The following is a 15,141-nucleotide window of genomic DNA, read 5'->3' as shown; positions in this document are numbered from 1 at the left end:
ACTCTTAAGATAAACTCTTTTTCCCTTTATTTAAGCTCTGTCTTCCATTTGCAGGCAGAATATTTCCTGCACATTTAATGGAATCTTACTTCAGATCAAAAGACATAAAATTAAATGCGCCAGTTCCCTTGTAACTGAAGTACAGTGCCTCTTTCTCACCGAGTCCGTTTACATCAGCTGCAAAACCGTGCTGTTCCTTGCAAGATTTTACCTGAATCTTTGCCACTGGCTTGCCGCCTTCCTCTGTGGATACATAAACAATTCCAGTTGCTTTTCCCTTAATATTAATACGAACCTTAGAGGTCTCACGCAGGTCAAAATATTTGAAGCCTGCAACTGCTCCGTCACACATATTGGCAATATACTGATCTGACCCCTGCTCACGATCCTTTCCTTCCTGAGTCAGATATGGATGACCGGACTTTGGATGTTTGATCATACTTAAGAAACGGGTTCCTTTTTTGCCATATACGTTGCAGGCAATGTAGGAAGGATAGTTTCCTTTTCCCTTAAGCGGTCCGTCATTCAGACCACAGGAGGTCATCTCTGCCTGATAGAATTTGCCATTCTCGAAGCGGATGCGCTCTGCACAGGCCTGACGGGAAGACTGCTTACGGTTACTGTGTCTGTGATAGAAAACATAATAGCTTCCATTAATCTCGATCAGGCTTCCGTGAGTGTTTCCGGTGCAGTTTCTTGCATTTTTTACATCTGTGATTCCAGGAAGGCCGATGTCCCCGTTGCTGACCAGAACACCGCCAAACTCAAAGCCCTCTGTAGGGTTATCGCTTGTTGCATAGCAAAGCTCATGGCTGTTCAGGGAACTGTAGATGAAGTAATAGGTTCCATTGAATTTACGCATGGAGCTTGCCTCCAGGAAGGGATGTCCCTCATAAGAACTTCCCGGTGCTTCTTTCTCACTGGCAATTCCAATGTATTTCGGTCCCATTTTTACAGTAAGCATATCTGCCGGGTCCAGCTCGAAGCACATTGCACCGTGCTCAGTCGGCTTGGATCCATCAAGCAGAAGGGGATTTCCCTGAAGGGCAAAGCCTGTATAAAGATACAGCTTTCCATCATCATCCATAAAAACGCCCGGGTCAAACTGCAGCGGCTCCTCTTTCTTTCCAATAGGAGTGCCGTCTGCATATTTTACATAACCATAGAATTCATATTTGCCTGCCGGCTTGTCACAGACAGCCACAGAGATCATCTTGGTGCCGCCCATGAAATAATAAAGATAAAATCTTCCGTCCGGTCCCTGGATCATATCCGGTGCTGCCAGACCATTTGTAAGACGGATCTTCGGTGCTGCCGGATCCTGCTCTCTTTTGAAAATAACACCCTCATAACGCCAGTTGCCCAGATCGTCTACCGGCGCTGACCAGCATACATAATCTCCCAGACAGAAATTCAAGCCGTTAAAAAGATCATGAGAACCATATATGTATACACGTCCATCCACAATATGCGGCTCCGCATCCGGCACGTATTCCCAGCTTGGCAGGTACGGATTTACAGCCTGCTTTGTTTTCATACCATTTATCCTCCATTGATTATTTTACATGTTTCATATCATGGATTTATTATAACACCCTGCAATTTCTGTACCTGTTTTTAACGTAAATTGTAACAAATTTATCGCAAATAGCACATCTTTAAAGTCCAGAGGTTGAAGCTCAATAAAAAAACTGTCCAGTCACAGACAGCTTTCTTCCTTTACACCATTTCCTTACCTGATTCACTTTACTCCAAGGCATCTGCCATTGGAAGCACTCCTGGAGAGATTCGAACTCTCGACACCGCGCTTCGTAGACGCGTGCTCTATCCAGCTGAGCTACAGGAGTATACTCGGTCATGAGGGAATCGAACCCACTCGTGTTATGATAACAGCGGATTTACAGTCCGCTCCGCCTCCTTAGCGGGATAATGACCGATATGATTTCTTGCATGTTTTATATTACCAGAAGAACTACATATTCTGCAATAAACCACTAGTTTAATATAACCAAGGAACATAAGTAAAGTTACTGTTCACTCCGTTCACAGTAACGCGCTTCGCGATGCACAGAAATCATGCATTCGCATGATTTCGCGCCGCAATTCTCGGGTTTTCTGTGAACTTTGTTCACAAAAAACGCCTCGCGGAACGTTACCAGTGAACAGTAACTAAGTAAAACTGCATTCTGACTTATAAAAAATCCCCATTACCATTTCTTAGTCCATCTTATATATCGATTTTCTTATTGCATTTTCCCATTTATCTGGTATAATAATCATTCGGTAAACAATTCAATAACAAATTAGCTCTGGTATAAAATTGGAAACGACACAAGTGTACACTTGATAACGAACAACACATGTGTCTTTTTTGTACCCATTTTTAGAAAAAGGAGAACAATTTTATGCCAAAAACTAAGTTTCAAAATGTTATTTTCACTCTGATGATGGCTTTCCTTATGGTCTACGCCATGATCTGCTACAACATTTCCCTGAACATCGGTGGAATGAGCAACCAGGTATTTCTCATGGCTTTCGGCGAAATGAAGATTATGTGGCCGGTTGCATTTGTACTGGAGTTCTTTATTGTTGATAACCTTGCCCATAAGCTTGCTTTTCGTATTGTCACACCTAAAGACAGACCTTTCGCCATCACAGTTGCAATTTCTGTTATGATCATCTGCATTATGTGCCCGATCATGAGCTTAATTGCCACAATCTTGTTTAAAAATGCGGGTTCCCAGTTCGTTGCCGTATGGCTCCAGACCACTTTCATGAACTTCCCGGTAGCCTTCTTCTGGCAGCTTATGTACTGTGGACCGCTGATCCGTTTTCTCTTCGGGAAAATGTTTCCGGAGAAACAAGATGCATAAGCGTACCTGTTAGCAGTTTTCATATAAATTTGAAGGATTTTAAAAGGCATTGCAGGATATAGCCTCTCCCTAACGTTTGACTCCAAAATCAAATCGTTTACAGACGCCATATAATTCCTTGCAATGCCTTTTCTCGTTAAACTTTCTCAGCTACTATTCTGTAATTTCTAATCCAAATCAAGAAGTATGTACTGCCATTGTTGTATTCTCGATAAACCCTTCACACATTTTCTGTACTTTTTTAAGCGGCAGCTCGGAAATTGCCGCAATTTCTTTCTGTGAATACCCCCGAGAAAACATGTTAAAAACGGTCCTGCGATCTTTTTCTCTGGCCTGTCTTCTCATTTCTTTTTTCATCTCTTTCTTCATTTCTTTCCGCGTTGCTGCTCTCGCTTCATCTGCATACATTTGCATTGCGCCATCCCATGCCTTACACATATCCTTCACCTCCACAACCTCTTCATCAACAAATTCATATTGCTCCAGTAATATCGCCAGAAGCCATCTGGTTTCTTGACTTAGCTTTCGTATTTCTTCGGTACTCTCTTCTACGTATTTTCTCAATTCGTCTTTTTTACGGCTGTGCTTCATAAGCTGGAAAATATCTTTCCATTCCGTGTGAAACAACTCAGGATTCTGTTCATGAATATCTATCATACAAATATCATAATCAGGAAGCCTGTCTGAAAAACTCATCACATTTTCCGGGATGTCCATCATTTCCTGTAATTTTAACTTACTCTTCCACCTTTTCTCTCCCAGGTATAATACCTGATGAAATACCGGAAGCAATGGACGACGGATTCGGCGCCGTTTTTTCCCACGTTTTCCTCTTCCCCAAAACATTTGCTGGGATTTTCTTTTCCACTCTTTTAGCTGATCTGTATATTCTATGCTGTCATATGTAAAACATCTCACAGGCATCTCATAATTTGCCCCAGATTCAACTTCACATGCCAACAAAAATCTACAGCCTGGCTTATCGTGGAGACGAAGGAAATCGCGCTCTCTTTCCAGATACATGAGCTTCGCGCTGTCATCCCCGAATTCTCCCTCTTCAAAAACACCTTTTTCCCTGGCAATTTCCTCTTCGCCGTATTTTTCAGAACTGTTTTTCTTTTGTATATTTTTTGCCATAATCGACTGTTTATATGATACTCTCTTCTTCCTTTGTACTTCCTTAAGATAACATGGATCCACAATCTGCTTTCCTGCAAATAAGGTACCGTTCATAAAATCTGCAAAGCGTTCGTTATCTTTCAGATACTCCTGTAGTCCCTGGTCTTTTACACCCAAGTTTCACCACCTTCTTTATTACGCTTATTTCACAGGAATACTTCACCGAATGGCAATGAATAGACTGCTGTTCATGAGCTGAACCGCCTACGAATAGTACATAGAGTTCCTGAGATGTGAATTCAGCGTAACATAAAATATAATGTACTGCAAGGAGTTTATATTTTTTTAAGAATCATTCCTCGTTAATATTATACCATTTGTATTTATTTTATACAATATTATTTTTATAAAATATATACTTAAATAAAAAAAGGCATTGTAGAACATACCGCCCAAAAGTCAGACATTAAAATCTAACTTTTAGTACGCGGTATAATATCCTTGCAATGCCTTTAATTCATAACGATCTACAAATACGCCCTACATGTTTTTTTCACTTTTTGGTTTCCTAAACCTTTATTCTTCCTCTTTCAAATGCACATCCAAAAATTCCAATCCAACTGTCTCCGCATAGTCTCTTCCCTCTTCAAAGTTCATCTCGAAACCATGGGTAGATTTTTTTCCATAAATGGGAATCAGAACAGAACCTTCCCCTGTATACGCTTCCTCAATTGCCTTTTCAGAATAGCTGTATGGCACCAGGCTGTCATTGATTCCGTGAATGATCATCACGTCTCCGTCATATGCGCTGATAGTGCCATAAACATCCAGATCATAAACTGTTTTCACATACTCAGAACCCACAGTTCCTACCGGCATCTCAGCTCTGTCTTCCGGAATATCATATGCGGAATCATACATTTCCCGGGCATTATCCGCAATACAAAACGCCGGATAAATCAGGATCATAGCAGCCACATCATCTTTTCTGTCTGCAGCAGTCAGAGCACTTACAAGTCCTCCCTGGCTCTGTCCCAGAAGGAAAAGATGATCCTGATCCACATAATCCTTTGTTTTCACAAAGTCCATAACAGCACTTAAATCTTCTTTCTCAGTCATCACTGTCATATCCATGAAATCTACGTCACTGTTTCCGTTAAGGGAACCGCCGCAGAAGTCAAATGTATAAACCACATATCCATCCTGAGCCGCCTTTTCCGGCCATTTTGCACGCTCTACCATCTGGGAAGTAGAACCGATTCCGTGGCTCATAATGATTACTGGATAAGTCTTTGTTTCGTCAAAATCTTCCGGATAATAGAACTGTCCGTAAATATTATTGTCTCCATTTTTGCACCAGGAAACCACCTTTGTGCAGCCTTCTAGTTCTGTAGTGTATCCCTCTTCAATCTCCGGATTGTCAGACTCTTCTAAATCAGCATCTTCCTCTCCTTCAGAATTAGAACTGTCCTCTGCTTCCTCTGTCTGCTCTTCTGCGTTTTCCTCAGCCCAGACAGTCACACTTACACAGCTCACACTCAATACTGCTGCCACCCCTAAAGCAATTAACATCTTTTTCTTTAACATCTTTATTGCTCCACTTACTTTTTTCTCAATCAATCACATCATTCTGAAATCTGGACAAATGCTCATAAGGCAGAATCAATCTGCCTCGGAACAATCCACAGCCATCGTTGATCAGACTGTTATTTACCGCAGAAAACATATTCACGTCAAGATCTGCTAATTCCAGGGAAAGCAGCTTCATCCCCCGCTCATAAGCCTCATCAAAGTAAACACATTCCCCTTCCGGGATCACATCTCTTCTGGCGCGCTCGTCCTGCTGGCGTTTCTCATAGCCCAGGTGATTGGCCGGACCGATTTCTGCAATGTCATCCATTTTCTGGGTACGGAGCTGTACCTCCATGTAGGATCTGGAGCTGTTATCATAAAATGTAATATGTAAAGACTGATACCCATATTCACTGGTACCACAAATATAATCTCTGTAATAGGGCTTTACATCATCATTTAGTTGATCAGAAGTACTCAATTTCACTCCCTGAGCAGATTCTGCTGTAAAGCCTCTCTCTTCCAGAAATCCGGGCAGCACATTTGCAATCTCATAAAGGTAACGGATAGATGCCTGTTCCTGGTCTTCTCCAGGCTTCAGGTGACATCTTGGCATGCATACTACAATTCGATACGCAATGAAATCCCGGAAGCAGCTCAGCTTATTTTTCAGCTCTGCAACCGACGGATAGGTACCATTTTCCCTGTAATAATCATAAATATATTCCACTACATATCCATTAAATTTCTCTTCTGCCCGGATTAATGACTTGATCCTGCCTTTAAATGTAAAGGCAAGAAATGGATATTCATGGGCCATATATTTATAAAATTCCCGGATCTTCTGGGACTGAGCTGTCAGGAAGTCATTATGCTCCAAAAGTTCCGTGATCTGGATCAAAAAATTGCTGTGCACCAGATCGATCTCATTATGGTTCTTTTTCGCTTCCTTGCGCAGATCCTCTGTATATTTCTGTAAAATCTTTAAAACTGTATCTCCGGAATATAAATAATCATTAAGTGTGATCATAACTTTCACCTCGCATGTGGACATTCTTTTTCATGTCAGTCAGGCAATCAGCAAAATTATACACGCTGACATATCTTCTTGTATTTTATACATATTCTAACAGGCTTTTACAATTTAGCAAGAGAAAGTTTCCTAATAAACCAGCTATCATAAGCCAGCATCTGCCTGGAGCGTGTTTGAAAAAGGTTTTCTGCAATCTGCCACACCACATTTTTCTCACGCGACTGAAATTGAATACTCAGTAGCAAAAAGGCCAGTACCACGAAGCTCTCTTTCCTGATTTCAGGAAAAATACTCCGTCAGTACTGACCTTTTTATAATTCAATCATAATAAAGTGAAGGATTTTATCTATGATTCTCTATAAACTACTCTGGCAGCGAGTATTCCAACATAACTCATTATGCAGCTGTCACTGTCACATTTCCGTCTGTTACTTCGAAGTGGTAAGTTCCAGCTACCAGCTCCATCTGCTGTGTCTCAACCGCATTATGTGTTGCCGCACCTGTCACAGTTACGCCGTCGCATGCAGTGACCTCACCAGATACTGGCAGGTATAAGGTTGCGGAGGTATTTGCCGGAACGGTCACATCATAGGATGTCATCACACCGTCAGCTGCTGTCCAGCCGCTCTTAATGGTTCCATAAACAGAATCATAGCTTCCCTTTGCCTCTGTGAAGTCACCACCTACAGTGGGCTGAAGGATAAAGTGCTGATAGCCAGGCTGTGTCTCGTCAGACTTGATTCCAAGCTGGTAAGCTACCATCCACTCGTAAACTGCACCAAGTGAATAATGGTTAAAGGAGTTCATGCTGTTGTTTCCGTTAAATCCAAGCTCATTTGTATAACCGTTCCAACGCTCCCAGATACTGGTTGCACCCTGTGTTACCGGATAGAGCCAGGAAGCATAGTCTGTGGACTCAAACAGCTTGTAAGCAGTATCATTTAAGCCATAATCGGAAAGTGCATTTAACAGGTTTCCAGTTGCATTAAATCCAGTTGTCAAAGTGTAAGGAACAATCGGCATTCCATCACTGTCCTCACCGGAAGCCTCTGCGATTGTTGCGTTATAATTCTCCAGAACTTTTTCCAGATTCTCATCACTTACCACATGGAAACGAAGAGGAGTTGCATAAGAAGCCTGTGTATCTTGAATCTCGCCCTTAGTGTTCTTTGTTTTTCCAGTGTCCGGATCAATGAAAAACTCATTCCATGCTTCTCTTGCAGTTGCAGCTGTCTCACGATAGCTTTCTGCCTTATCTGTATCGCCCATAACATCCGCAAGAACTGCTGCCTGATCCAGACAGTTAATATAAAGCACATTTCCAAGCATCACACCGTCAGTCGGGATTCTGGAAAGGTGGTCACAAAGTGTACCAGTCTCACCTGTCAGACGTGCATCCTCCTTCTTATCTCCATTTCCATTCTTATAACTCATTGGAGTAGAGGCAAGATGATCCACATACGCATAAATATTATCAATGTTATCTTTTACAATGTCCAGTTTTCCGGTCTGCATATACAGGTTGTACGGAATGGTTACAACCAGACAGTTCCAGGTAATACCGAAGCTCTGTCCGTTATGCTGGATTTTGTCATCAGCTTCCAGATCATAATTCACAAATGCCGGACAATACTGGGAAGACATTCCTGTTTCACCGCAATCTGCACGGACAGTATCCATCCACTGGCGCATGAAATTGTATGTATCAGCTACATAAGAGCCAGACAGTGCATAAATCTGCGCATCTCCAGTCCATCCCATACGCTCGTCACGCTGCGGGCAGTCTGTTGGAATGGAAATGTAGTTACTGGTTGTTGAGTTTGTAATGTTCGTAAACAGCTGGTTGGTCAGCTCATTAGAGGACTCATATTCAGCACTTGCGTCCAGTGAAGAAAGTACCTGCATTTTAATGCAGTCTGCCGGAAGCTCCTGATCCAGACCTGTGATCTCAATGTAACGATATCCGTGGAAAGTAAGGTCTGGTGCAAATACATTCTCTCCCTCTTTCATGGTATAGAAATCCGTTACCATTGCAGTACGATAATTCTCCACCATCAGCATTCCGTCAACACCTTCACTGGTGTACTCCTCCAGTTCCGGGTAAAGGATCTCTGCGAAACGAACGGTTACTGTCTCGCCTGGCTTTGCGTATTCTTCTGGAATTGTGATTACCGGAACACCGGAAACATTTTCGCCCATATCGTAAATGTAAGAACCAGATCCCTCTTTTGTTTCGCCAAGAGCCTCTTTTACATCGTTAGTACGGATTAAATGAACCGGCTCATCATAGCGGGAAACCAGCTGATAATCTGCAAACTGTTTTCTTGTCTCGATTTCAGAGGAAGCAGTCCATGCAGAGTCATCATATCCAGCCTCTGTCCAGCCCTCTACAGCAGCCTCTTTTGTCGCATCATATCTTTCTCCCTGGAAAAGAGAGGCCAGACGTACCGGGCCATCGTTATAATAAGTCCAGCTGCCGTCATCGGTTACTACTGTGTCACTGGAGCCGTCTGTATAGTTCACTACCAGTTTTGCCATCAGTGCAGGCTGGTCTCCATAGTAGTTGTTGTTTGTGCACTCGAAGGTAGTCATACCAGTCCACCAACCTTCACCCAGGATTGCTCCCATTGCGTTTTCGCCAGTCTGAAGGTAATCGGTTACGTCATAGGAATTGTACGCAAGAATGGAATCATACTCTGTGGAGCCTGGGTTAAACCATTCTTCCGGCGCAACTTCCTGTCCGTTGATATAGAAATCGTAGATACCCTGTGCAGTCAGGTAAAGTCTTGCAGACTCTATCTCTGATTTTGCTTCGAAATCTGTACGAACCATCGGTGCTGCTGCGTAGGAAGGATCTGCATATCCAAGAACTCCTGCGTTACCTCCATTTACAGTAATTGTATTTCCATCTACAGTTACACCATCCATTCCATCAAAAATGGAATAAGTTGCACCTGTCTCTGCATCCAGAAGAGTTCCGGTTGCATATTTTCCGCCGTTTTCGATCTTATAATCTGTGAATGTGGCGCTGTCACCTGTATTTGCTGCAAAACCTACAGAATTTAAGTTCGGAAAAGTGTTTCCGTTTTCCATGGTGTTTACCAGAATGTCATCTCCCACCTTGGTTCCGTCAACTGTGATGGAAAGTGTACTTGCAGTACAGAAAATATTAATGTGGTGAACATCGTTTTTGTTCTTCTCTGTAATCAAAGTATTCAGATCTTCATCATCTTCAATTGTGAAAAATGGAGTTGTAGGATCATCGTCTTTTGCATAGCCCATGCGGTAAGCGTTAATCTTCGCACCACCGTTCGCGCCAACACCGGAAAGATCCAGTTCTACGCGGACATAGTTTTCGCCCTTCTGCATTTCGCTGTTGAACACTTTGTTCTCCAAACGGAAATCATCTGCGCCAAGAATAAAGGATGCCCCGTTACTGCCCTCTGCCACCTGAACATCTGCGGAAATATTAAAAACTGCTTTAGATGCTGCATCCAGAGAAAGCTCTCCTGCACCGATCCATTTGGCTCCACCCCAGGATGCTGAACTTGTATCCATCAAACCAGTCTCAAAGGTTGCAGTCTCAGACTGAATGGAATTATCCTTGTTATCGGTCACAGTCACTTTCCAGCTGTACTGAGTAGCCGGAGTCAGGCTGCTTCCCTCATATTTGATCTCATTTGACTGGCTGCTCTCGACCACACCGGAATCCCAGACCACGCTTCCCTCTTTATCCTGCACAACAATCTGATAAGATTTCTGAGCTGCCCCAATCTCACCAGACTGCATCTGCCAGGAAAAAGCAGGGTTGGTCTCGTCAACGCCAATTGGGTTTGTGCGTCCCTGGGTTTCCAGATTTACAATTGCAGGTTCCGCTGCTGCCTCAACTGCCGCTTCTTCAGCGAACACACTTACCGGTCCATTGCCAACCAGGAGTGTCACGCCCATGAATGCGGCAAGCACTTGTTTCATACTCATGAATTTTTCTCCTCCTCGATTTTTCTGTGAAAATCCCGGACAACATCTAATCAGTGTCATTGATGCAGATCAGATGGCTTTCATATTTTGTGATGTCCGTTATTTTAACTATTTTTTCTTACCTTGCTTATTTTGCATTGTACCATTTTCACAGTAAAATAATCGTTTTCGTCGTAAAGTGTGCATATTTATACGTCAAATGAAATTTAAACTATTTTCTACTACAATAAAGGAACCTCCAAAGAAGTCCCTTTATTGTATTCCTATTCTTTTGAATATTTTATATTAATAGCTTTATTTCTTTTTCTTCCGGCATTACTCTCAGTGCGCCTTTTCTTGTTGTGATAATTGAGGCAGCTGCATTGGCAAATGTTAACATTTCAGCCAGATTTTCCTCTTTTAGTCCATTAATTCCATGTTCACAGACATAGTGCAATACACAGCCGCAGAAGGTATCTCCTGCTCCGGTTGTCTCGATGGTATTCTCCTGTAAAAACGGCTTTACTTCCACCATCATTTCATTATAATAAGCACGGCTTCCTTCTTTGCCCATAGACACAAGGATCAGCGGAATCTGATATCTTTCCAGGATCCAGTTTACACCAGCAGTATAATCCTCTTCCCCTGTCAGCCACTGAATTTCATTATCTGAAATCTTTAAAATCTGGCAATGTCCAAGACCATATAATACCTGCTCTCTCGCCTCATCCAGAGATTCCCAGAGCGGTGGGCGTAAATTGGGATCAAAGGAAATAACGGCACCAGCTTCCTCTGCAATATGAATTGCCGCCTTGGTTGCCTCCCGCACTCCTTCATGAGTCATAGACAATGTGCCAAAATGAAAAATTTTCGTATCTTTGAGAATATCTTCGCGAATCTCTGCTTTGTTCAGCATCATATCCGCTCCTGGATTACGGTAAAAAGAGAAATCCCTGTCTCCATCGGGATATGTATGTACCATAGCAAGGGTTGTATGGATCTTTTCGTCTGTACATAATCCAGTGTCATCAATTCCAGCTTCTTTTATTGCAGTTCTCAGCTGTTCTCCGAAGAAATCGTTTCCCACTTTCCCGATAAATGCTGTCTTATGTCCCAGCTTCGCCAGCATTGCAAGTACATTACAAGGTGCCCCTCCCGGGTTCGCTTCAAAAAGCGGATTTCCCTGACTGCTTTTTCCATTCTCAGTAAAATCAATCAATAATTCGCCCAGTGCCGTTACATCATATTTTTTCATATGCATCTCCTGATTCATATATTTGGCATTCAGCCCAGTCAGACGCAACGCCATGAACTGAACTCACTGCTGTAAACAATACCTATTCATAACCGCCTTATACGACTTTTATGCCAGATCATATTTCACTACATCGATTCTGGCAGCACCATTCACAGCAAAAGAAATTCCCTTTGCATCCTGCTCTGTAAGAATAACAGCAGACATAACCTGTTCTCCGTCATTGATAAATATTTCCGCGCTGAATCTGTCCAGAATTACTCGTAATTTCAATTCATTACAGTCACCATTTACCAGACATTCTCTCTGATGAACCACTGCACGTTCGCTTCCGGAGAAGCTTCTGTCGATTTTCAAAACTGATTCATCTGGACGGAATCGTAAAGTGGAATGATATTTTTCATTCTCTGCAAAACAGAGTTCGAATTTTTTATAAAGCTTATCTTTATCTACCGGTCGTATTACAAGCTCCAGATCTACGGTACGTCCTTCAATCTGGTCAAGTGTGATTCTGGTGTCTTTAATCACAACATCCCTGTACTCGACTTTATTTGCACGCATGGAATCCAGTTCTCTGACCGGAACCTGATACAATCTTCCGTTTTTCACTGACAACTCTCTTGGAAGGCTCATTTGTGCAAACCATTTAGAATCATTCCTGCGATAAGCAAGAGTATCCCAGTTCTGCATCCAGGCAATCATAATTCTTCTTCCATCTGGAGCAAGCAATGTCTGCATTGCATAACAGTCAATTCCATAATCCACACTCTGATAAGACTGTTCCTTCAAAGTATGTGTCTCAGAATCCAGATCTCCTATGATACATAATGTTCCATTTCCATTATGATATTCCATTCCTTCCGGAATCATGTCCTGTGGGCTTGTCAGAAGCACATATTTGCCGTCCAGTTCAAAGAAATCCGGACATTCCCACATCTTTCCATAGCGGTTTTTATTCTCTGCCAAAGTACTTACAAATTCCCATTCAAAACCATTTTTACTTCTGTAAAGAAGAATTTGTCCGCTTCCATCAGCAGGACGACTTCCTATAACACAATAAAAGTTTCCGTCTTTTTCTTTCCAGATTTTTGGGTCACGGAAATCTACTTTGCTTGCACCTTCCGGCAGATCTTTAAAGGTCAGGACCGGATTTTTGTCATACTTCACGTAATCCTTTCCATCTCCCACAGCCACCGCCTGTGTCTGAACATCCCTTGCGGTTCCGTCCTCCAGTATTTCCCGGTCCACAGCAGTATACATAAGCAGCTGTCTGCCGTCCTCCAGCTCTATGGCACTTCCGGAAAAGCAGCCCACTTTATCGTAATCCTGGTCTGGTGCCAATGCTGCCGGGAGATAGTCCCAATGCAGCAGATCCTTACTTACCACATGCCCCCAGTGCATGCTGTCCCAATGTGTGTTATATGGATTGTACTGATAAAACAAATGGTATTCTCCCTTATAGCAGGAAAATCCATTGGGATCATTCATCCATCCAACATAAGGAGTTATATGAAAAGCCGGTCTGTCTTCCGCTTTAATCTGCTGTCCCTGTGTAAATTCATATTTTCTTGCCTTTTCTAACATTTCGCTCATGAAAAATCTCCTGTCAAAGTCGTTGTTCAATTCTTACATCTTTTGTTACTTTTCCACGCTTAAGGATTCCTGATACTGATCAAAATATTTCTGCTTAATTGAAAGATAATCTGAAAGCCCGTACTTCTCCATCTTTTCCAGGTAGGAATCCCATTCTTCTTCAATTCCTCCGTTCAGGATCCAGTCAGCTTTCTTCTGTTCTGCATATTTTTTAATATCGGTATCATACTGTGATACTTTGTTTGTATCATCAATACTCATAAATACATTCGGATAAACATATTTGCTGTTCATATCCTGTAAATATGTCTCGTGCATATTATCCAGACGCCATTTCGCATCTTCCGGCTGTGTCACATATACATCATAATATTCATTCAGCACGGCCAGAGGGCCATTTACAGATTGCGCCTCACGCACTTCCACTGGAGACTGCTCTCCCAGATCCATATGTTTTAACATTTCGCCGCCGTCTTTGTTTGTAGACAGTTCAAAAATGTTAAAGGAATCCTCTTCGCCATAAGTACCCCAGTTATTCTGCGGAGACTGGAGGGGTGCATACATCTGATCAATCCATGCAGCAGCAAGTGCTGTATTACGACAGCTGGATGTAAGAACACATCTTCCACGGTCAAATCCACTGGTTTCACTGTTGTTCTGTCTGGTAATATTTCTCATGCCATCCGGCCCGGTCAGTGCCGGAAGCATCACATAATCTGTATTGTTATCTATATTCGCAATATCCCATGTGAAGCAGAGTCCGTAACGGTGATTCTTTCCTTTTGCAACATAAGTAGACCACTCCTGTGTAAAGGCTTCCGGATCTACAAGATCTTCTGTCACCAGTTTATGAAGCCATTCAATTCCTTCCTTGTAGCCTTCCTGAACAGTTGTATAAATTACTTTTCCTTCATCTGTTACCGCGAAATGATCTCCTGTGTCTCCGTAACCCTCTCCAAATCCGTTTATTAAAATCGCCGGATCCTGATCTCCGTTATTGATAATAAAGGACATTGGAATTACATCACCTTCAATGGAAAATTCTTTCTCCAGTTCTTCTGCATGATCGCGGAACTGAATCAGTACCTGTTCCAGTTCGTCTGTTGTTGTAGGAATCTCAAGTCCAAGGTAGTCAAGCCATTTTTTATTAATATATGGAATATCTCCAATCGCCTGAATTGCTTCTTTTCCTGCACCAAGCTGTTCAATCCACGGGAAAGAATAGATATGTCCATCCGGTGCTGTACACATAGTCCTGTACTCTGGGTATTTTTCAAACACAGCCTGAAGATTCGGCATATATTTGTCAATCAGATTTTCCAATGGAATAATAATTCCCTGCTTGGCATAACGCAGCAGGTCATAATCACTCATACCTGCATTAAACAGACCATCCGGCAGATTTCCAAACTGAGCCAATGCCAGATTCTTTTTATCGGAAAACTGATCTGATACAAAACAGGTCCAATCAATATGAACATTTGTCTGTTCTTCCAGTCTCTGAAAAATCACCCTTTTATTCGGATCCTGTGTTGAGGTAGCCGGTGCACTTGTAATAAAGGAAAGTTCCGCGGTTTCTTTCAATGGAAACTGTACATCAGATACTGGTGTGTCAGGATTAATCTCGGCATCAAGCATCTGCTCTTTTCCACACCCAGCCATACTTATCATCATCGTCAAAGAAAGCCCAAGTGCAAGTAAACCTTTTACTCTGTTTTTCTTCATATCTGTATCGTTCC

General features: G+C 42.3%; 9 protein-coding genes and 2 tRNA genes. 1 reads left to right on the top strand and 10 read right to left on the bottom strand.

Annotation, left to right across the window (positions count from 1 at the left end):
• Positions 1-85: 85 nt before the first annotated feature.
• The 3 genes from AB5170_RS01440 to AB5170_RS01430 all read right to left on the bottom strand — a co-directional run bounded on the left by AB5170_RS01440 (position 86) and on the right by AB5170_RS01430 (position 1,936).
• Positions 86-1,537: a family 43 glycosylhydrolase gene (locus tag AB5170_RS01440; protein WP_226836977.1), complete on the bottom strand. Its 1,452-nt coding sequence runs from the start codon at positions 1,535-1,537 to the stop codon at positions 86-88.
• Positions 1,538-1,773: 236 nt separating this feature from the next.
• Positions 1,774-1,847 (bottom strand) — tRNA-Arg (locus tag AB5170_RS01435).
• A 4-nt stretch (positions 1,848-1,851) separates the two neighbouring features.
• Positions 1,852-1,936: transfer RNA gene (locus AB5170_RS01430), tRNA-Tyr, on the bottom strand.
• Positions 1,937-2,405: 469 nt separating this feature from the next.
• On the opposite strand from AB5170_RS01430, the gene AB5170_RS01425 reads away from it, so the two are divergent.
• Positions 2,406-2,873, top strand: a complete 468-nt coding sequence (locus AB5170_RS01425; protein ID WP_118577555.1) for a DUF2798 domain-containing protein — start codon at positions 2,406-2,408, stop codon at positions 2,871-2,873.
• Between the two features lie 177 nt (positions 2,874-3,050).
• Here AB5170_RS01425 and AB5170_RS01420 read toward each other — a convergent pair whose 3' ends face one another.
• From AB5170_RS01420 to AB5170_RS01390, 7 genes are all read right to left on the bottom strand, one after another.
• Positions 3,051-4,169, bottom strand: a complete 1,119-nt coding sequence (locus tag AB5170_RS01420) for a hypothetical protein (RefSeq protein ID WP_295262142.1) — start codon at positions 4,167-4,169, stop codon at positions 3,051-3,053.
• Between the two features lie 399 nt (positions 4,170-4,568).
• On the bottom strand, positions 4,569-5,579 hold the full coding sequence (locus AB5170_RS01415) for a S9 family peptidase (protein ID WP_118577557.1): 1,011 nt from the start codon (positions 5,577-5,579) through the stop codon (positions 4,569-4,571).
• A gap of 25 nt (positions 5,580-5,604) precedes the next feature.
• Complete coding sequence (locus tag AB5170_RS01410; protein ID WP_368361344.1) at positions 5,605-6,594, bottom strand: guanosine polyphosphate pyrophosphohydrolase; 990 nt, start codon at positions 6,592-6,594, stop codon at positions 5,605-5,607.
• Between the two features lie 399 nt (positions 6,595-6,993).
• Positions 6,994-10,575: a family 78 glycoside hydrolase catalytic domain gene (locus AB5170_RS01405; protein ID WP_173770706.1), complete on the bottom strand. Its 3,582-nt coding sequence runs from the start codon at positions 10,573-10,575 to the stop codon at positions 6,994-6,996.
• Positions 10,576-10,855: 280 nt separating this feature from the next.
• The gene (locus AB5170_RS01400; RefSeq protein WP_173770707.1) at positions 10,856-11,809 is read right to left on the bottom strand and encodes a carbohydrate kinase; all 954 of its coding nucleotides are present in this window, start codon (positions 11,807-11,809) and stop codon (positions 10,856-10,858) included.
• A gap of 108 nt (positions 11,810-11,917) precedes the next feature.
• The gene (locus AB5170_RS01395) at positions 11,918-13,402 is read right to left on the bottom strand and encodes a glycoside hydrolase family 32 protein (protein ID WP_173770708.1); all 1,485 of its coding nucleotides are present in this window, start codon (positions 13,400-13,402) and stop codon (positions 11,918-11,920) included.
• A gap of 45 nt (positions 13,403-13,447) precedes the next feature.
• Positions 13,448-15,127, bottom strand: a complete 1,680-nt coding sequence (locus tag AB5170_RS01390) for an ABC transporter substrate-binding protein (protein WP_173770709.1) — start codon at positions 15,125-15,127, stop codon at positions 13,448-13,450.
• Between the last annotated feature and the right edge of the window lie 14 nt (positions 15,128-15,141).

Source organism: Ruminococcus sp. RTP21484sp1_RTP21281st1_A8_RTP21281_210402 (genome assembly GCF_040914025.1).
GTDB classification, from domain to species: domain Bacteria; phylum Bacillota; class Clostridia; order Lachnospirales; family Lachnospiraceae; genus Blautia_A; species Blautia_A faecis.
This window is presented reverse-complemented; position numbering and strand designations above follow the sequence as displayed.

Bases quoted from the DNA above. Each gene is read 5' to 3' on its own strand.
- AB5170_RS01395 (WP_173770708.1), bottom strand. From the start codon at position 13,402: ATGAGCGAAATGTTAGAAAAGGCAAGAAAATATGAATTTACACAGGGA.
- AB5170_RS01410 (WP_368361344.1), bottom strand. From the start codon at position 6,594: ATGATCACACTTAATGATTATTTATATTCCGGAGATACAGTTTTAAAG.
- AB5170_RS01405 (WP_173770706.1), bottom strand. From the start codon at position 10,575: ATGAGTATGAAACAAGTGCTTGCCGCATTCATGGGCGTGACACTCCTG.
- AB5170_RS01390 (WP_173770709.1), bottom strand. From the start codon at position 15,127: ATGAAGAAAAACAGAGTAAAAGGTTTACTTGCACTTGGGCTTTCTTTG.
- AB5170_RS01440 (WP_226836977.1), bottom strand. From the start codon at position 1,537: ATGAAAACAAAGCAGGCTGTAAATCCGTACCTGCCAAGCTGGGAATAC.
- AB5170_RS01400 (WP_173770707.1), bottom strand. From the start codon at position 11,809: ATGAAAAAATATGATGTAACGGCACTGGGCGAATTATTGATTGATTTT.
- AB5170_RS01425 (WP_118577555.1), top strand. From the start codon at position 2,406: ATGCCAAAAACTAAGTTTCAAAATGTTATTTTCACTCTGATGATGGCT.
- AB5170_RS01415 (WP_118577557.1), bottom strand. From the start codon at position 5,579: ATGTTAAAGAAAAAGATGTTAATTGCTTTAGGGGTGGCAGCAGTATTG.